This window comes from Citrobacter sp. Cpo091 (assembly GCF_030332645.1).
GTDB classification, from domain to species: Bacteria; Pseudomonadota; Gammaproteobacteria; order Enterobacterales; family Enterobacteriaceae; genus Citrobacter; species Citrobacter portucalensis.
This window is the reverse complement of record NZ_JAOWHL010000034.1, coordinates 165,989-184,152: the sequence shown is the minus strand read 5'-3', so window position 1 is coordinate 184,152 and position 18,164 is coordinate 165,989. Positions and strand designations below refer to the sequence as shown.

General features: G+C 50.6%; 18 protein-coding genes, 5 tRNA genes and 1 other RNA gene. 20 read left to right on the top strand and 4 right to left on the bottom strand.

Annotated elements, in window-relative coordinates:
* Positions 1-1,389: a methylaspartate mutase accessory protein GlmL gene (gene glmL, locus OGY04_RS11535; protein ID WP_003831429.1), complete on the bottom strand. Its 1,389-nt coding sequence runs from the start codon at positions 1,387-1,389 to the stop codon at positions 1-3.
* Positions 1,389-1,838 carry a methylaspartate mutase subunit S gene (glmS, locus tag OGY04_RS11530; RefSeq protein WP_003022963.1) on the bottom strand — a complete coding sequence of 150 codons (450 nt, stop codon included), beginning with the start codon at positions 1,836-1,838 and terminating at the stop codon, positions 1,389-1,391. Before glmS ends, glmL begins: the two co-directional genes overlap by 1 nt.
* Positions 1,839-3,055: 1,217 nt before the next feature.
* Here glmS and cydA point away from each other — a divergent pair.
* From cydA to pnuC, 19 genes are all read left to right on the top strand, one after another.
* Positions 3,056-4,624: a cytochrome ubiquinol oxidase subunit I gene (gene cydA / locus OGY04_RS11525; protein ID WP_008784156.1), complete on the top strand. Its 1,569-nt coding sequence runs from the start codon at positions 3,056-3,058 to the stop codon at positions 4,622-4,624.
* A gap of 15 nt (positions 4,625-4,639) precedes the next feature.
* Positions 4,640-5,779 (top strand): cytochrome d ubiquinol oxidase subunit II, encoded by a 1,140-nt coding sequence (gene cydB / locus OGY04_RS11520; RefSeq protein WP_003831431.1) that lies wholly within the window; start codon positions 4,640-4,642, stop codon positions 5,777-5,779.
* A gap of 14 nt (positions 5,780-5,793) precedes the next feature.
* On the top strand, positions 5,794-5,907 hold the full coding sequence (cydX, locus tag OGY04_RS11515) for a cytochrome bd-I oxidase subunit CydX (RefSeq protein WP_003022970.1): 114 nt from the start codon (positions 5,794-5,796) through the stop codon (positions 5,905-5,907).
* On the top strand, positions 5,907-6,200 hold the full coding sequence (gene ybgE / locus OGY04_RS11510) for a cyd operon protein YbgE (protein WP_003831434.1): 294 nt from the start codon (positions 5,907-5,909) through the stop codon (positions 6,198-6,200). Before cydX ends, ybgE begins: the two co-directional genes overlap by 1 nt.
* A gap of 542 nt (positions 6,201-6,742) precedes the next feature.
* Positions 6,743-7,147 (top strand): tol-pal system-associated acyl-CoA thioesterase, encoded by a 405-nt coding sequence (gene ybgC, locus OGY04_RS11505; RefSeq protein WP_003831439.1) that lies wholly within the window; start codon positions 6,743-6,745, stop codon positions 7,145-7,147.
* Positions 7,144-7,836, top strand: a complete 693-nt coding sequence (gene tolQ, locus OGY04_RS11500; protein ID WP_003022976.1) for a Tol-Pal system protein TolQ — start codon at positions 7,144-7,146, stop codon at positions 7,834-7,836. Before ybgC ends, tolQ begins: the two co-directional genes overlap by 4 nt.
* A 3-nt stretch (positions 7,837-7,839) precedes the next feature.
* Positions 7,840-8,268, top strand: a complete 429-nt coding sequence (tolR, locus tag OGY04_RS11495; RefSeq protein WP_003022978.1) for a colicin uptake protein TolR — start codon at positions 7,840-7,842, stop codon at positions 8,266-8,268.
* 64 nt (positions 8,269-8,332) lie between these two features.
* On the top strand, positions 8,333-9,589 hold the full coding sequence (gene tolA, locus OGY04_RS11490) for a cell envelope integrity protein TolA (protein WP_008784157.1): 1,257 nt from the start codon (positions 8,333-8,335) through the stop codon (positions 9,587-9,589).
* A 128-nt stretch (positions 9,590-9,717) separates the two neighbouring features.
* Positions 9,718-11,010 carry a Tol-Pal system beta propeller repeat protein TolB gene (gene tolB / locus OGY04_RS11485; protein WP_003022981.1) on the top strand — a complete coding sequence of 431 codons (1,293 nt, stop codon included), beginning with the start codon at positions 9,718-9,720 and terminating at the stop codon, positions 11,008-11,010.
* A gap of 34 nt (positions 11,011-11,044) precedes the next feature.
* Positions 11,045-11,563: a peptidoglycan-associated lipoprotein Pal gene (gene pal, locus OGY04_RS11480; protein WP_003022983.1), complete on the top strand. Its 519-nt coding sequence runs from the start codon at positions 11,045-11,047 to the stop codon at positions 11,561-11,563.
* Positions 11,564-11,572: 9 nt separating this feature from the next.
* Entirely contained in the window at positions 11,573-12,364 is a 792-nt protein-coding gene (gene cpoB / locus OGY04_RS11475; RefSeq protein WP_286585313.1) for a cell division protein CpoB, read from the top strand.
* 165 nt (positions 12,365-12,529) lie between these two features.
* Positions 12,530-12,605 (top strand) — tRNA-Lys (locus tag OGY04_RS11470).
* 36 nt (positions 12,606-12,641) lie between these two features.
* A tRNA-Val gene (locus OGY04_RS11465) sits at positions 12,642-12,717 on the top strand.
* A gap of 3 nt (positions 12,718-12,720) precedes the next feature.
* Positions 12,721-12,796, top strand: a tRNA-Lys gene (locus tag OGY04_RS11460).
* 146 nt (positions 12,797-12,942) lie between these two features.
* A tRNA-Lys gene (locus OGY04_RS11455) sits at positions 12,943-13,018 on the top strand.
* A 32-nt stretch (positions 13,019-13,050) separates the two neighbouring features.
* Positions 13,051-13,126 (top strand) — tRNA-Lys (locus OGY04_RS11450).
* Between the two features lie 22 nt (positions 13,127-13,148).
* Positions 13,149-13,281, top strand: a non-coding RNA gene (locus tag OGY04_RS11445) — RtT sRNA.
* A 281-nt stretch (positions 13,282-13,562) separates the two neighbouring features.
* Positions 13,563-14,606 (top strand): quinolinate synthase NadA, encoded by a 1,044-nt coding sequence (nadA, locus tag OGY04_RS11440; protein WP_003837113.1) that lies wholly within the window; start codon positions 13,563-13,565, stop codon positions 14,604-14,606.
* Between the two features lie 26 nt (positions 14,607-14,632).
* On the top strand, positions 14,633-15,352 hold the full coding sequence (gene pnuC, locus OGY04_RS11435) for a nicotinamide riboside transporter PnuC (protein WP_003831446.1): 720 nt from the start codon (positions 14,633-14,635) through the stop codon (positions 15,350-15,352).
* Here the strand turns inward: pnuC and zitB are convergent.
* Positions 15,349-16,290 carry a CDF family zinc transporter ZitB gene (gene zitB / locus OGY04_RS11430; RefSeq protein ID WP_032942740.1) on the bottom strand — a complete coding sequence of 314 codons (942 nt, stop codon included), beginning with the start codon at positions 16,288-16,290 and terminating at the stop codon, positions 15,349-15,351. The genes pnuC and zitB overlap by 4 nt on opposite strands.
* A gap of 113 nt (positions 16,291-16,403) precedes the next feature.
* The gene (locus OGY04_RS11425) at positions 16,404-16,778 is read right to left on the bottom strand and encodes a YbgS-like family protein (protein ID WP_003022994.1); all 375 of its coding nucleotides are present in this window, start codon (positions 16,776-16,778) and stop codon (positions 16,404-16,406) included.
* A 317-nt stretch (positions 16,779-17,095) separates the two neighbouring features.
* On the opposite strand from OGY04_RS11425, the gene aroG reads away from it, so the two are divergent.
* On the top strand, positions 17,096-18,148 hold the full coding sequence (gene aroG / locus OGY04_RS11420) for a 3-deoxy-7-phosphoheptulonate synthase AroG (protein WP_003831449.1): 1,053 nt from the start codon (positions 17,096-17,098) through the stop codon (positions 18,146-18,148).
* Positions 18,149-18,164: the final 16 nt, after the last annotated feature.

The following is an 18,164-nucleotide window of genomic DNA, read 5'->3' as shown; positions in this document are numbered from 1 at the left end:
TTATAGGGTTAAACACTGAATGCTGGTGCGAGCAGCGGCTTGCGGGTACAGCCTGGCGACGTTTGCCAGTAGAGGGAGCAGGCCATTTGAATCGCGGTAATACTCAAACTGATTCGGTAACAGAATTCTTTTACCCTGGTCGTCCAGCTCCCTGTATTTGAGCCAGTTATGGATATCGAACTGGCTGGCGCGAGAGAGCCATCCCCCTGAACCGACGACTTTGCGTACGGTGGTGAGATCGCGACCCATCTGTAAATCCACATTACCCACGCAGGTGCAAACCTGCTTTTTAGTGCCCGCGTGGCGCTCAGCGGCATAGCCCACGCATAAACCTGCCAGCAGGGTGTCGAAATATTTCTCTTCCTCGCTGAGTGGCAGGTAATCCGGTTGCCCAACCAGGTGGCGTAGATAGCGGTAAAACGCTTCCTCGCGCTGTGGCTGCTGGGCGAAGATGACTTTCACCATATCCTGCGTGCTTTCTCCCACCACAACGGCGGAAACGCGCATTCCAAGGTCGCCTTCAACGGTACGTTTGACGAACGGTTCAGGAACACCATGCAGGACGGTATCAGGGGAGAGGGTATTCGCGCTGGCCGAATAGACATCCGTGGTGGCTCCGCCCATATCAATCAGCATGAATTCCTTCCATGCGCTGTCGTAATCGCTAATGGCTTTGACTAACTCATATACCGTCCATGGCGTCGGCATAGGCTCTTCGCCTGTTTCGCCGACGATAACGTCCAGACCTTTGCCTTTGACGATGCGTGACAAGAACACATCGCAAATCGCCTGGCGCGCGGCAAACGGATTCGGGTGATCGAGGTCCGGCAGAATGTTGTCTACCGTGGTCAGATCCTTATGTCCCAGAATCGTTTGTATTTCGTCCTGAATGTCCCGGTTTCCGGCGTAGATAATGGCGCAATCAAGCTTTGAGCCTGCCAGCGCGTGCGCATTCGCCAGGCCGTAACTTTCTTCGCCACCGTCTGTCCCGCCGGTAAACAACAGAATGTCTGGCGGTGATGATTCCAGCTCCTGGATGTCATGACGGTTCAGCTTGTACGAATAATATTGCGCGATTTTCGCTCCTGCCGAATGGGCGGTAACTTTTGCCGACTCTAGCGTAATGGAAGGCACCAGCCCCATTGCTGCAACGGCGAGCCCACCTTTCGCTGAGGAGGAGTATTTCAACTGCACTTCACCACTTTTCAGTAACGGGCGAGCATCGGCAACATTCAGCACCTGATTCAGGCTGGCAAAAAAACCGTCTGCCAGATGATGTGTGGTGGTTGGGGTCAGGACATGGTTTACCAGGGTTAATTCCTCGCCTTCATGTGCGAAGAGGGCTGCCTTGGTCCATGTCGAGCCGATATCGACAGAAACTGTTTGCATCAGATGGCCTCTTCCAGGCAACGCTGTTCGAGGCCATTGTGTTGGTGAATATCATTAGTGATAAGCGCGCAAACATCTTCCAGATCGTGGCTGGGGGCGAAGACCCGGTTAAAACCCATCTCTTTAAACTTCACTTCCACGTCGGCGAAGTCATGTTTACCGACGACCAGGTTGCCGCCGACGTACAGCAGAATGTCGCCAAGGCCGCGTTCGATGCAGCGCTCACGTAGTCCGAGGCAGTCAATGTCGCCATGACCGTAGATAGAGGACACCACGATGGCATCGGCGCCTGTTTCAATCGCAGCATCAATATATTCATCCTGGCTCACCATCACCCCGAGGTTGATTACGTGAAAATCATGAGCAGTAAAAACGCGATCCAGAACTTTATTACCTACTGCATGGCAGTCAGCACCGATGACGCCAATAACAAGTGTAGATTTCTTCATGGGTAATCCTCTGTAGGGCTGATGGTCAATAAGTGAAATTATTTTCTAATATTTAGAACATGGATTGTGACAACCTCTTAATAGGGTTGGAGTTTCTGTGGAAGCGAAAAAGGAAGCAATTGATCTATTTTCAAAATATCCTGAGAAAAATGATTGTTATATTTGTCATCTATAAAATCCTTTCATAATCAATGTGATAGATTATCTTTTCTTAGCTGGTTTTAATTTATTAGAGAATTGGGTAATAAATGACTTGCCATGTTTGTGATCGAAATCTTATTTTGTTATGCGCGCCGTTTATGACGTGTTTTAAATAATTTCAAAAATCCCAATTACTAATTAACTTGTGAACGACATAACGGTTTTTTATTTTTTAATCTTATATGTCACAATTCATTTTTGTTAAATTTAGGATAAAAATGATAAGGAAATGTTTGTGGCATATTTAATCTTTGCCACATAAGAGAAGAGGGGGTGTTAATGATAACTTTCAGTGATGACTTAAGCGAAACGTCAGCGTTCTCTCGCAGAACGACAAACGCAATGCATCGGTCATTGTGGAACGTTTTCGCTTCCAGTTGAGATAGTTACATCTCGGTGTTAATTATAAGTAAAATTTAAATGAATAATTTGTATGAAATAACAAATCCATGACTTGCTAAACAAAAAACTGTGAGCTACCCAGCATTAGTGATTCTTTATCTTCTATCAATTAAGTCATCCGGGCTGGTTAAAAGATCGTGTACATTTAAATAAATATCCTATCATTTGTAGTAACGGCAATTACTCATTGAAAAACATGTTGTTAACATCGTGTTTACTAGTAGCGCGAGTGCTAAACACTATTAACATTAAATTTGAAAATTGATTTAAATCAATGTTTAAAACTTGGAAAACAGCACCAAAAGAGGGTAAATTGCTTCAGATCAAATTGGTCTGAAAGTGGTAAATTAGCTATAAATTGATCACTATCGAAAAATGCAAATTTGTCTCGATAAAAACCTGTTTATTGTAAGGATTTTACGGCGTAATATAATTGCGGGATCAATTTGAGTGTTTTATTAACATGTTTGTAACCTTTCATCATTGTCCTTTCTTCAAATGAGAGGAAAGGGTAGCGGCGTAAGGAAGCAGATAAATTTGTATTGGGGCATGCGTGTGACCCTTTCTAACGGGGTTCACTCTCGGAGTCTTCATGCGATGAGCAAGGAGTCATGATGTTAGATATAGTCGAACTGTCGCGCTTACAGTTTGCCTTGACCGCGATGTACCACTTCCTGTTTGTGCCACTGACGCTCGGTATGGCGTTCTTGTTGGCCATCATGGAAACGGTCTACGTCCTTTCCGGCAAACAGATTTATAAAGATATGACCAAGTTCTGGGGCAAGTTGTTTGGTATCAACTTCGCTCTGGGTGTGGCTACCGGTCTGACCATGGAGTTCCAGTTCGGGACTAACTGGTCTTACTACTCCCACTATGTAGGGGATATTTTCGGTGCGCCGCTGGCGATCGAAGGTTTGATGGCCTTCTTCCTCGAATCCACCTTTGTAGGTCTGTTCTTCTTCGGCTGGGACCGTTTGGGTAAAGTCCAGCATATGTGTGTCACCTGGCTGGTGGCTCTGGGTTCTAACCTGTCCGCGTTGTGGATTCTGGTTGCGAACGGCTGGATGCAGAACCCAATCGCAGCGGATTTCAATTTCGAAACCATGCGTATGGAGATGCTGAGCTTCTCTGAACTGGTGCTCAATCCGGTAGCACAGGTGAAATTTGTTCACACTGTGGCATCTGGTTATGTATGTGGCGCGATGTTCGTTCTGGGTATCAGCTCCTACTATATGCTGCGCGGTCGTGACTTCGCGTTTGCTAAACGTTCTTTTGCTATCGCTGCCAGCTTTGGTATGGCTGCTATTCTGTCTGTTATCGTTCTGGGTGATGAATCTGGTTACGAAATGGGCGACGTGCAGAAAACCAAACTCGCTGCGATTGAAGCAGAATGGGAAACTCAGCCTGCACCGGCTTCCTTCACGCTGTTCGGTATTCCGGACCAGGATGCGCAGGAAAACCATTTTGCGATTCAGATTCCTTATGCGCTGGGCATCATTGCCACCCGCTCTGTTGATACACCGGTCATTGGTCTGAAAGACCTGATGGTGCAACACGAAGAGCGTATCCGTAACGGGATGAAAGCGTATCAGCTGCTGGAAGAACTGCGTGCTGGTACTACCGACCAGGCCGTTCGCGACCAGTTCAACAGCATGAAGAAAGACCTGGGTTATGGTCTGCTGTTGAAACGCTATACGGACAAAGTTACCGACGCGACCGAAGCGCAAATTCAGCAGGCAACGAAAGATTCTATTCCTCGCGTTGCGCCGCTGTACTTCGCTTTCCGTATCATGGTGGCATGCGGCATTCTGATGCTGGCAATTATCGCGGTGTCCTTCTGGACTGTGCTTCGTAACCGTATCGGTGAGAAAAAATGGCTGCTGCGCACCGCGCTGTATGCGATTCCTCTGCCGTGGATTGCTATTGAATCCGGTTGGTTTGTTGCAGAGTACGGTCGTCAACCGTGGGCGATTGGTGAAGTGTTACCAACAGCCGTAGCGAACTCTTCGCTGACTGCTGGCGACCTCATCTTCTCGATGCTGTTGATTTGCGGCCTGTATACCCTGTTCCTGGTGGCTGAACTGTATCTGATGTTCAAGTTCGCACGCCTTGGGCCGAGTAGCCTGAAAACCGGTCGTTATCACTACGAGCAGTCCACTGTGACTTCTCAGCCGGCACGCTAAGACAGGAGTCGTCAAATGATCGATTATGAAGTATTGCGTTTTATCTGGTGGCTGCTGGTTGGCATTCTGCTGATTGGTTTTGCAGTCACTGATGGATTCGACATGGGGGTGGGCATGCTCACCCGTTTCCTCGGTCGTAATGATACCGAGCGTCGAATTATGATTAACTCCATCGCTCCGCACTGGGACGGTAACCAGGTTTGGCTCATCACCGCGGGGGGCGCACTGTTCGCTGCCTGGCCGATGGTGTATGCCGCTGCGTTCTCCGGTTTCTATGTGGCGATGATTCTGGTTCTGGCGTCCTTGTTCTTCCGTCCGGTCGGTTTTGACTACCGCTCTAAGATTGAAGATATGCGCTGGCGCAACATGTGGGACTGGGGCATCTTCATTGGTAGCTTCGTGCCACCGCTGGTGATTGGCGTGGCGTTCGGCAACCTGCTGCAAGGGGTTCCGTTCCACGTAGATGACTACATGCGTTTGTACTACACCGGTAACTTCTTCCAGTTGCTGAATCCGTTTGGTCTGCTGGCAGGTGTCGTGAGCGTTGGGATGATCATCACCCAGGGTGCGACCTATCTGCAGATGCGTACGGTAGGTGAACTGCATCTGCGTGCTCGTGCAACTTCACAGGTTGCGGCGCTGGTGACTCTGGTCTGCTTCGCGCTGGCCGGTGTGTGGGTGATTTATGGTATTGACGGTTATGTTGTGACCTCAGCACTGGATCATCATGCTGCCTCTAACCCGCTGACCAAAGAAGTGGCTCGTGTGGCTGGCGCATGGATGGTGAACTTTAACAATGCACCTATCCTGTGGCTGGTTCCTGCACTGGGCGTGGTTCTGCCGCTGTTGACCATCCTGACTTCTCGTATGGAGAAAGGGGCATGGGCGTTCGTCTTCTCCTCACTGACGTTAGCCTGCATCATCCTGACTGCCGGTATCGCAATGTTCCCGTTTGTGATGCCATCCAGCACCATGATGAACGCAAGTTTGACCATGTGGGATGCCACCTCCAGCCAGCGTACATTGAATCTGATGACCTGGGTCGCGGCGGTGTTTGTACCGATCATTCTGCTGTACACCAGCTGGTGTTACTGGAAGATGTTCGGTCGCATCACTAAAGAAGATATTGAAAGCAACACCCACTCTCTGTACTAAGTAAGGAGCTTAAAATGTGGTATTTCGCATGGATTTTGGGAACGCTTCTTGCCTGTGCATTTGGGATAATCACAGCGCTGGCGCTTGAGCACGTTGAATCAGGCAAAGCCGGGCAAGAAGATAGCTAATGACCAACATTATCGCGATGGTATACAACGCGATGGACAAGCGCCCCTTGCGGGCGCTTTCATTTGTGCTGGCAATCGTGTTGGCTGGCTGCATATTCTGGGATCCGTCTCGTTTCGCGGCCAAAACCAGTGAGCTTGAAATCTGGCATGGTTTCCTGCTGATGTGGGCGGTCTGCGCAGGCATTATTCACGGCGTTGGCTTCCGTCCTCGCGCCGTACATTGGCAGGGCATCTTCTGCCCGCTGATCGCGGATATTGTCCTCGTTGTTGGTCTGATTTTCTTCTTCTTTTGAATAAGAAACATCCTTAAATATTTATGGGCTTGCATAAGCCCATAATTTTTTACTCTCCGTTTACTTTCCCCCATTCCAAAGCACCATTCCCGCGCGTATAGTAGCGAAGTTTGAAAGCACTAACCTGAGGTTGTGCCCTGTGGTTGTGTGCGGTGGCGACGCTGTACCATCAGGGCGTTATCAAGGCGGAGTGCGCTGGACATAGTAGAACTATGTCCAAGTGCGACAACACAGAGAACATCCTGATGGAACGCGTCCCGAAGGGCTGAGAATCTTTTTGCACAGTACTGCGTTACTTGCGTCTTGTTTGGAATTACCAAACTTCGCCACTCGCGCCTTGTTCTGTGCAAAAATTTTCGTCAGCGCCATCCGCGAACAACCACAGGACACAACCTAATTGCATTACCGGGATGTACAGTGAAGACAGCGCGATATACAACGACATTCTTGATGCATCGCGGCGGCAAGAACGCGAATCACCAGACGCTTACGAAGGTAAGTAACTGGTGCGAGTGGGCGAAGCCAACAAAGAGGCAGTAGGAATGAATAAGTATATGTTTCGATGGCCGGTTCGTGTCTATTATGAAGATACCGATGCCGGTGGGGTGGTTTACCACGCCAGTTACGTCGCTTTTTATGAAAGAGCACGCACAGAAATGCTTCGTCATCATCACTTCAGTCAGCAGGTCCTGTTGGCTGAACGTGTCGCCTTTGTGGTGCGCAAGATGACCCTCGAGTATTTTGCGCCTGCCCGGCTCGACGATATGCTCGAAGTTCAAACCGAAATTACGTCAATGCGTGGCACCTCATTGGTTTTCACGCAACGCATTGTCAACGCAGAGAACACCGTGCTGAATGAAGCCGAAGTTCTGATTGTTTGCGTTGATCCACTCAAAATGAAGCCTCGTGCGCTTCCCAAGTCTATTGTCGCGGAGTTTAAGCAGTGACTGACATGAATATCCTTGATTTGTTCCTGAAGGCAAGCCTTCTGGTTAAACTTATCATGTTGATTTTGATTGGTTTCTCAATCGCATCCTGGGCCATCATCATCCAACGGACCCGTATTCTTAATGCTGCTTCACGTGAAGCCGAAGCATTTGAAGACAAGTTCTGGTCCGGCATTGAATTGTCGCGCCTGTACCAGGAAAGCCAGGGGCGTCGTGATAATTTGGCGGGCTCGGAGCAAATTTTCTACAGCGGATTCAAAGAATTTGCGCGTTTGCATCGGGCAAATAGCCACGCGCCGGAAGCGGTCGTTGAGGGGGCTTCCCGTGCGATGCGTATCTCGATGAACCGTGAGCTGGAAACGCTGGAAACGCATATTCCATTCCTCGGAACCGTTGGCTCCATCAGCCCGTATATCGGTCTGTTCGGTACCGTTTGGGGGATCATGCACGCATTTATCGCGCTTGGCGCGGTAAAACAGGCGACGTTGCAAATGGTCGCACCGGGTATCGCAGAAGCGTTGATTGCAACGGCTATCGGTCTGTTTGCGGCAATCCCGGCGGTTATGGCCTACAACCGTCTGAACCAGCGCGTGAACAAACTGGAACTGAATTACGACAACTTTATGGAAGAGTTCACCGCGATTCTGCACCGCCAGGCGTTTACCGTTAGCGAGAGCAACAAGGGGTAAGCCATGGCCAGAACGCGTGGACGAGGTCGTCGCGAACTCAAGTCCGAAATCAATATTGTACCGCTGCTCGACGTACTGCTGGTGCTGTTGCTGATCTTTATGGCAACCGCACCGATCATTACGCAGAGTGTGGAAGTCGACCTGCCGGATGCTACCGAGTCGCAAGCCGTCAGCAGTAACGACGAACCCCCGGTCATTATTGAAGTTTCCGGTATTGGGCAATACAGCGTGGTGGTTGAGAAAGATCGTATGGATCAACTACCACCGGAGCAGGTTATTGCGGAAGCGAAAAGCCGCCTGCAGACCAATCCGAAAACGGTCTTTTTAATCGGTGGTGCGAAAGACGTGCCTTATGATGAAATAATTAAAGCGCTGAACTTGTTACACAGTGCAGGCGTAAAATCGGTTGGCTTGATGACGCAGCCAATCTGATGACTGCGTTTTGCTGGCTTGAAAGATAGCACGTAACAGGCGAACAGTTTTTTGGGAACCGAGAGTGTCAAAGGCAACCGAACAAAACGACAAGCTCAAAAGGGCGATAATTATTTCAGCGGTGCTGCATGTCATTTTATTTGCAGCGCTGATCTGGAGTTCGTTCGATGAGCACATTGATGCTTCAGCCGGCGGCGGTGGCGGTTCGTCCATCGACGCCGTTATGGTCGATCCTGGCGCCGTTGTGCAACAGTACGACAGGCAGCAGCAACAGCAGGCAAGTGCGAAACGTGCTGAAGAGCAGCGTGAAAAGCAGGCGCAGCAGCAAGCTGAAGAACTTCGCGAGAAGCAGGCAGCTGAGCAAGAGCGACTGAAGCAGCTGGAAAAAGAACGTTTAGCCGCGCAGGAAAAAGTGCGCGAACAGGCGGAACAGCAGAAGCAAGCTGAAGCCGCCGCAGCGAAAGCGCAAGAGCAACAGAAACAGGCTGAAGAGGCTGCGGCGAAGGCTGCTGCAGACGCGAAGGCTAAAGCTGATGCTCAGGCGAAGCAAGCGGCAGATGCCGCGAAGAAAGCCGCTGCGGACGCACAGAAAAAAGCTGAGGCTGAAGCCGCTAAAGCCGCCGCTGATGCGAAGAAAGCTGCAGAAGCACAAGCTGCTAAGGCAGCTGCGGACGCTGCGAAGAAAGCACAGGCTGAGGCCGCTAAGCAAGCAGCAGCCGAGAAAGCTGCTGCTGAGAAAGCAGAAAAAGCCGCTGCCGCGAAAGCTGCCGCTGCTGAAAAAGCGGCGGCTGATAAGAAAGCCGCTGCAGAAAAAGCAGCAGCAGACAAAAAAGCTGCAGCTGAGAAAGCCGCTGCCGATAAGAAAGCTGCGGCAGATAAAGCAGCTGCTGCTAAAAAGGCTGCGGCCGAAAAAGCCGCTGCAGCCTCTGGCGTTGACGACTTGTTGGGTGACCTGAGCTCCGGTAAGAATGCACCGAAATCGGGCGGTGGAGCGAAAGGAAACGGCCAACCGGCGAAAGATAGTGGTACAAGTGGTGCCAATGGCGGTGCATCTGGTGCTGATATCAGTGCTTACGCATCTCAAATTCGCAATGCGATCCAGAGCCGTCTGTATGGTGCAGATTTGTATGCAGGTAAATCTTGCGTATTACATATCAAGTTAGCACCCGATGGTCTGTTACTGGATGTGACCGAAGAGGGCGGGGATCCGGCATTGTGTCAGGCTGCGCTGACGGCTGCGAAAACCGCAAGAATTCCTAAACCGCCTAGCCAGGCAGTTTATGAAAAAGTAAAAGATGCCAAACTGGACTTCAAACTGTAATAACGCCCCCTGAGAAATCAGGGGAAACGGTCTAAGGTTGAGACAGAGTTCTGGTAGTTTTGTGTATTTGAGTTTGTTAACATTCTGCTAAATTATCGTGGGCTTTCCGTCCAGATAAGGGAGATATGATGAAGCAGGCATTACGAGTAGCATTTGGTTTTCTGATGCTGTGGGCAGCGGTGCTGCACGCAGAAGTACGTATCGAGATCACCCAGGGGGTGGACTCGGCGCGCCCGATTGGTGTTGTCCCCTTCCAGTGGGCAGGACCGGGTGCTGCACCTGAAGATATCGGTGGTATCGTAGGTGCTGACCTGCGTAACAGCGGTAAATTTAACCCGTTAGACCGTTCTCGTCTGCCTCAGCAGCCCGGTACCGCGCAGGAAGTTCAACCTGCCGCGTGGTCTGCGCTGGGCATTGATGCCGTAGTCGTCGGCCAGGTTACGCCAAACCCGGATGGTTCTTACAGCGTTGCCTATCAGCTGGTTGACACCGGTGGCGCACCGGGTACCGTACTGGCACAGAACACCTATAAAGTGAACAAGCAGTGGCTGCGTTACGCGGGCCATACTGCAAGTGACGAAGTGTTTGAAAAACTGACCGGCATTAAAGGTGCATTCCGTACCCGTATCGCTTATGTTGTTCAGACCAACGGTGGTCAGTTCCCGTACGAATTACGTGTGTCCGACTACGATGGTTACAACCAGTTCGTGGTACACCGTTCTCCGCAGCCGCTGATGTCTCCGGCGTGGTCCCCGGACGGTTCAAAACTGGCGTACGTTACCTTCGAAAGCGGTCGTTCTGCACTGGTTATTCAGACACTGTCTAACGGCGCGGTTCGTCAGGTAGCCTCGTTCCCACGTCACAACGGTGCGCCTGCGTTTTCTCCGGATGGCAGCAAACTGGCGTTTGCCCTGTCTAAAACCGGTAGCCTGAACCTGTATGTCATGGACATTGGTTCCGGTCAGATCCGTCAGGTGACGGATGGTCGTAGCAACAACACGGAACCTACCTGGTTCCCGGACAGCCAAAACCTGGCCTTTACGTCTGACCAGGCCGGTCGTCCGCAGGTATATAAAGTTAACGTCAACGGCGGTGCTCCGCAGCGCATTACCTGGGAAGGTTCGCAAAACCAGGATGCGGATGTGAGCAGCGACGGTAAATTTATGGTAATGGTAAGCTCGGCCAACGGTCAGCAGCACATTGCCAAACAAGATCTGGTAGCGGGTGGCGTACAAGTTCTGTCGTCAACGTTCCTGGACGAAACGCCAAGTCTGGCACCTAACGGCACTATGGTAATCTACAGCTCTTCTCAGGGGATGGGATCCGTGCTGAATTTGGTTTCTACAGATGGGCGTTTCAAAGCGCGTCTTCCGGCAACTGATGGACAGGTTAAATTCCCTGCCTGGTCGCCGTATCTGTGATAATAAATAATTGATTAATAAAGGAATCATTGAAATGCAACTGAACAAAGTGCTGAAAGGGCTGATGATTGCTCTGCCTGTTATGGCTATTGCAGCGTGTTCTTCTAACAAGAACGCCAGCAATGACGGCAGCGAAGGCATGCTGGGTGCCGGCACTGGTATGGATGCAAACGGCAGCGGCAACATGTCTTCTGAAGAGCAAGCGCGTCTTCAGATGCAACAGCTGCAGCAGAACAACATCGTTTACTTCGATCTGGACAAGTACGATATCCGTTCTGACTTCGCTGCAATGCTGGATGCTCACGCTAACTTCCTGCGTAGCAACCCGTCTTACAAAGTCACCGTAGAAGGTCATGCGGACGAACGTGGTACTCCTGAGTACAACATCTCCTTGGGTGAGCGTCGTGCGAACGCCGTTAAGATGTACCTGCAGGGTAAAGGCGTTTCTGCTGACCAGATCTCCATCGTTTCTTACGGTAAAGAAAAACCTGCAGTACTGGGTCATGACGAAGCGGCTTACGCCAAAAACCGTCGCGCCGTACTGGTTTACTAAGAGAATTGCATGAGCAGTAACTTCAGACATCATCTGTTGAGTCTGTCGTTACTGGTTGGCATAGCGGCCCCCTGGGCCGCTTTTGCACAGGCGCCAATCAGTAGTGTCGGCTCTGGCTCGGTCGAAGACCGTGTCACTCAACTCGAGCGTATTTCTAACGCTCACAGTCAGCTTTTAACCCAACTCCAGCAACAACTCTCCGATAATCAGTCCGATATTGATTCCCTGCGCGGTCAAATTCAGGAAAATCAGTATCAACTGAATCAGGTTGTTGAACGTCAGAAGCAGATATTGCTGCAGATGAATAATCTTGGTAGCGGTAGTGCACCTGCGGCGCAATCTGCGGGCGGCGATCAGAGTGGGGCAGCAGCAACCCCTGCACCTGATACGGGTGCAGCGGCAGCGTCAGGTGCTCCGGTACAAACTGGCGATGCGAATACCGATTACAATGCGGCCATTGCTCTGGTGCAGGATAAATCCCGCCAGGATGACGCGATTGAAGCATTTCAGAACTTCATTAAAAAGTACCCAGACTCAACTTACCTGCCAAATGCGAATTACTGGCTGGGTCAGTTGAATTACAACAAGGGGAAAAAAGATGATGCAGCGTTCTATTTTGCTTCAGTAGTCAAAAACTTCCCGAAATCACCAAAGGCTGCAGACGCGATGTATAAAGTCGGCGTCATCATGCAGGACAAAGGTGATAAAGAGAAAGCGAAAGCCGTTTATCAGCAGGTTATCACTAAATACCCTGGCACTGATGGCGCGAAACAAGCGCAAAAACGCCTTGGCGCGATGTAATGAACACCATGCGACCAGAAATCGTGTTAATTCTGGTCGCGTCGTGTGATTCCTAAGCAGTTGAGTTATTTACATCGAAATTTTTGTTGCGCTAAAATCTGAAATCAGTAATATATGCCGCCGTTGCCAAGGGATATCAAACAGCCCGAAAGCGGCAAAAAAAGTGGGTCGTTAGCTCAGTTGGTAGAGCAGTTGACTTTTAATCAATTGGTCGCAGGTTCGAATCCTGCACGACCCACCACTAACTTAGTTAGTAAGTAGTATCCAGCGCAGTATCGGGTGATTAGCTCAGCTGGGAGAGCACCTCCCTTACAAGGAGGGGGTCGGCGGTTCGATCCCGTCATCACCCACCACTCGGGGCGTTAGCTCAGTTGGTAGAGCAGTTGACTTTTAATCAATTGGTCGCAGGTTCGAATCCTGCACGCCCCACCAACTTTAACATCGTACTCAGATGTTAAATGTGAAGGATAACGTTGCTTTAGCAACGGCCCGTTAGGGCGAGACGAAGTCGAGTCATCCTGCACGCCCCACCAATTTATTGGTGGCACCGAGTAAAAATTTTCAGGTTATACCCGAGCGGGTCGTTAGCTCAGTTGGTAGAGCAGTTGACTTTTAATCAATTGGTCGCAGGTTCGAATCCTGCACGACCCACCATCCTGAAAGTATAAAGAAGTAAACCCCATACGGGGGCGTTAGCTCAGTTGGTAGAGCAGTTGACTTTTAATCAATTGGTCGCAGGTTCGAATCCTGCACGCCCCACCAGTGTAAAAAGGCGCCCTAAAGGCGCCTTTTTGCTATGCGCAGAATTAACGATTCGAACCTGCAGCAGGTTCGGGTCTCACGTAGTGAGACAACGGAGCCGTTTACGGCGACGGCCCGGAGGGCGAGCAAAGCGAGTCATCCTGCACGCCCCACCAGTGTAAAAAGGCGCCCTAAAGGCGCCTTTTTGCTATCTGCGATTTATAAGATTCGAAGCTGCTTGCCTGATGCGCTTCGCTTATCAGTCCTACAGACGACACTATTCACGTAGGCCGGATAAGACGTCAGTCGCCTTCCGGCATTCCTCACACGCAATTATTGTGACTTTCTTACGCCAATCCGCTATCTTGTTTAGCATATAAAACAAATCTAACCGAATACGGCGTGAGTCACGCTTTTAATCGGTTATTTCGTTAAGCCAGTAAAACGAGAAAGCAAGATGAGCGTGATGTTTGATCCAGAAGCAGCAATTTATCCGTTTCCGCCGAAGCCAGCCCCGCTGAGTGTGGATGAAAAGCAATTTTATCGTGAAAAAATCAAGCGCCTGCTGAAAGAGCGTGATGCCGTTATGGTCGCGCACTATTACACCGATCCCGAAATTCAGCAGTTGGCCGAAGAGACCGGTGGTTGTATTTCTGATTCTCTGGAGATGGCGCGTTTCGGCTCAAAACATTCTGCCTCTACGCTGTTGGTTGCAGGCGTGAGGTTTATGGGGGAAACCGCCAAAATCCTCAGCCCGGAAAAGACCATCCTGATGCCGACCCTACAGGCGGAATGCTCATTAGATCTGGGCTGTCCGATTGATGCGTTCAGCGCGTTTTGCGATGCGCACCCGGATCGTACCGTGGTGGTTTACGCCAATACCTCAGCCGCCGTTAAAGCACGTGCGGACTGGGTCGTCACATCCAGTATCGCGGTAGAACTTATTGAGCATCTTGATAGTTTGGGTGAAAAAATCATCTGGGCTCCGGACAGACATCTGGGCAACTACGTCCAAAAACAGACCGGTGCAGACGTTCTTTGTTGGCAGGGGGCCTGTATCGTCCACGACGAATTTAAAACTCAGGCTTTAACACGCATGAAGGGGCTTTACCCTGATGCAGCGGTGTTGGTGCACCCGGAGTCCCCTCAGTCTATCGTTGATATGGCCGATGCGGTTGGCTCAACCAGCCAGTTAATCAACGCCGCTAAATCGTTACCGCATCAACAGCTGATTGTGGCGACTGACCGGGGCATATTTTACAAAATGCAGCAGGCCGTTCCGGATAAAGAATTGCTTGAAGCGCCGACGGCTGGTGAGGGGGCAACCTGCCGCAGCTGTGCGCATTGTCCGTGGATGGCGATGAACGGCCTCAAGGCGATTGCTGAGGGCCTGGAACAAGGCGGAGCGGCTCATGAGATACATGTTGATGCTGCGCTGCGAGAAGGGGCGTTGTTGCCGTTAAACCGCATGTTGGAATTTGCGGCTACACTTCGAGCTTAATTAATTTTTTGGCTCTGGGGGAAAAGATGGACTTTTTTAGCACGCAGAACATTCTGGTACATATTCCGATTGGCGCTGGCGGTTACGATCTGTCGTGGATCGAAGCTGTGGGGACGATCGCTGGGTTGCTGTGTATTGGCCTGGCTAGCCTTGAGAAAATCAGCAATTACTTCTTCGGCCTGATAAACGTCACGCTGTTTGCGATTATCTTCTTTCAGATCCAGCTCTATGCAAGCCTGTTGCTGCAAGTTTTCTTCTTTGCCGCCAACATCTACGGCTGGTATGCCTGGTCCAGGCAAACCAACCAGCATGAAGCGGAACTGAAAATTCGCTGGCTGCCGTTACCAAAAGCGATCGGCTGGCTGGCGGCTTGCGTGGTGGCGATCGGCCTGATGTCGGTCTATATCGATCCGGTCTTTGCGTTCCTGACCCGCATTGCGGTGAACATTATGCAGGCTTTAGGATTGCAGGTTGTTGTGCCTGAGTTGCAACCCGATGCATTCCCGTTCTGGGACTCCTGCATGATGGTGTTGTCGATTGCGGCGATGATCCTGATGACGCGTAAGTACGTTGAAAACTGGCTGCTGTGGGTGATCATTAACGTAATAAGCGTAGTGATTTTCGCCCTGCAAGGCGTATATGCCATGTCGCTGGAATATGTGATCCTGACTGTTATCGCACTGAACGGTAGCAGGATGTGGATTAACAGCGCGCGCGAGCGGGGTTCCCACGCGCTGTCCCATTAATGGTGATGGTGTGAATGGCCGGATACCCCCTGATACAGGTGGCAGTCCGGCCCATTACACGGCTGATACTCCATCTGGATCGTGGCGTGTTCAATCTGGTAGTGATGGATAAGGAAATGCTGAATACGCTCCAGCAGCGCGTCGTGATCGTGCGGCGGGACCACCTGCACATGCAGCGTCATTACCGGTTTTTCACCCACCATCCAGACATGGACATGGTGCACATTGCGGACTTCGGGGATATCCCGGCTGAGATGGCGCTGCAGTGCGGCGATATCCAGCGTCAGCGGGGCGCCTTCCAGTAATTCATTAACGCTATCCTTTAACAGTCGCCAGGCGCTACGTAGTACCAGCACGGAAACCAGAATCGAGAGAATCGGGTCCGCAGGCGTCCAGCCCGTCCAGATAATAATCAGCGCAGCGATGATCGCCCCGACCGAGCCGAGTAAATCGCCCATCACATGTAGTGCCGCGGCGCGGACGTTCAGGTTTTTCTCCTCACTGCCGCGGTGTAGAACCCAAAAAGCCAGCACGTTAGCCAGTAAACCCGCGACAGCTATAACCATCATCATGCCGCCAGCCACGGGGCGGGGCGTATGGAAGCGCTCAATGGCTTCCCAGACGATTAAAATGGTGATCACGACCAATGCGATGGCGTTAACAAACGCGGCCAGTGTCGTGAGCCTTAGCCAGCCGAAGGTGTGTCGTATTGTGGGCGGGCGATGGGAAAACCGGACGGCCAGCAGCGCAAAAAGGAGCGCTGCGGCATCAGTGAGCATATGCCCGGCATCGGCCAACAAGGCCAGTGAACCTGAAAGTATGCCACCCACCACTTCAACCAACATAAATCCGGCTGTAATGCAGAATGCAAACATCAAGCGGCGGGCATTATTGTCCTTGGGTTGCTCAGAAGAAGTATGAGTATGCGAGTGCGCCATTATGCCATCCCTTTGTTATTCTCATCTTTACTGTATGCCATCATACCGTTTTTGGGATGATAAAATTAAAAAGGAGAGCTATTGCTCTCCCATTATTAGCTTTATTTTCAGCGTTACTGCGTAGTGCCATCAGTTTTTGTCTCAGCATCATTGTTAATGCCGTTTCCGGTCTCAACCTTCTTATTCACATCAGGGCAGCGACCGTCCTTACACATGGTGTTTTTGTGCATCTCGTCTTTGGTCATCCCTTCATGGTTCATTGATGAACCGTTCGGGTGCAGCATTGTGCCACCCGAATTCACGTTACTGTTGTCGACATTATTTGGTGCCACGTTTTCGCGTGCGTCTGGGGCGACCTGACCGGCATCCGCCGAGGAATTTGCCTGGCCGTTATTGGACTGCGTATTGGTTTCAGCTGCCAGCGCCGCGCCGCTGGCGAGGCTGAGTGTAGCGGTAAGAAAGAGTGAAGCCAGCTTTGTCATATGCATAATATGCTCCTGTTATGGTCGATATGTCGGATAACGTCTTCCAACAGTGCATGTGCCAGTTACATCATCAATATGTGGTTAATAGTTTTGCCAGAGAAATTAAACCCAGCATAGAATCTTGAAATTTATGAAAATTAAAGCTGTTACAGTTATAAATTGTAGGTTGGATCTCGTTTTTCGCTACTTTATTGCGTTTTTTTGGCCAATTCCAGGATTAATCCGTCCAAAGTGTAAAACCCCGTTTACACTTTATGACTGAAGATATAGATTGGAGGGATTGCATTCATTTATATAAGTATGGCAACGCTGGAATAATCATGAATTATCAGAACGACGATTTACGCATTAAAGAGATCAACGAGTTATTACCGCCAGTCGCATTGTTGGAAAAATTCCCCGCTACTGAAAATGCCGCAAACACGGTGGCTCATGCCCGTAAGGCGATTCATAAAATCCTGAAAGGGAGTGACGATCGCCTGCTGGTAGTGATTGGGCCTTGCTCTATTCATGATCCGGCAGCCGCCAAAGAGTATGCCGCTCGCCTGCTGGCACTGCGTGAAGAGTTAAAAGGCGAGCTTGAAATCGTTATGCGCGTCTATTTTGAAAAACCGCGAACTACCGTCGGCTGGAAAGGGCTTATCAACGATCCGCACATGGACAACAGCTTCCAGATCAACGATGGGCTGCGCATTGCGCGTAAACTGCTGCTGGATATCAATGACAGCGGATTGCCTGCTGCGGGTGAATTCCTCGATATGATTACGCCGCAATACCTCGCCGACCTGATGAGCTGGGGCGCGATTGGGGCACGTACCACAGAATCTCAGGTGCACCGCGAACTGGCGTCTGGTCTGTCCTGCCCGGTTGGCTTTAAAAACGGTACTGATGGCACGATAAAAGTAGCGATTGATGCGATTAACGCCGCAGGAGCGCCGCACTGCTTCCTGTCTGTGACCAAATGGGGTCATTCGGCGATCGTAAATACCAGTGGTAATGGCGATTGCCATATTATTTTGCGCGGCGGCAAAGAGCCGAACTACAGCGCTCAGCACGTTGCCGACGTGAAAGAAGGTCTGATCAAAGCAGGGCTTTCAGCGCAGGTGATGATCGACTTTAGCCATGCCAACTCCAGCAAGCAGTTCAAAAAGCAGATGGATGTCGCGAAAGATGTTTGCGGACAAGTTGCTGGGGGCGAAAAAGCAATTATTGGTGTGATGATCGAAAGCCATCTGGTAGAAGGTAATCAGAACCCGGATAGCGGTGAGCCGCTGACCTACGGTAAGAGCATCACCGACGCCTGCATTGGCTGGGAAGATACCGATGCGGTATTGCGCCAGCTGGCGGATGCGGTAAAAGCGCGCCGCGGTTAAAAAATTCATCCGGGCT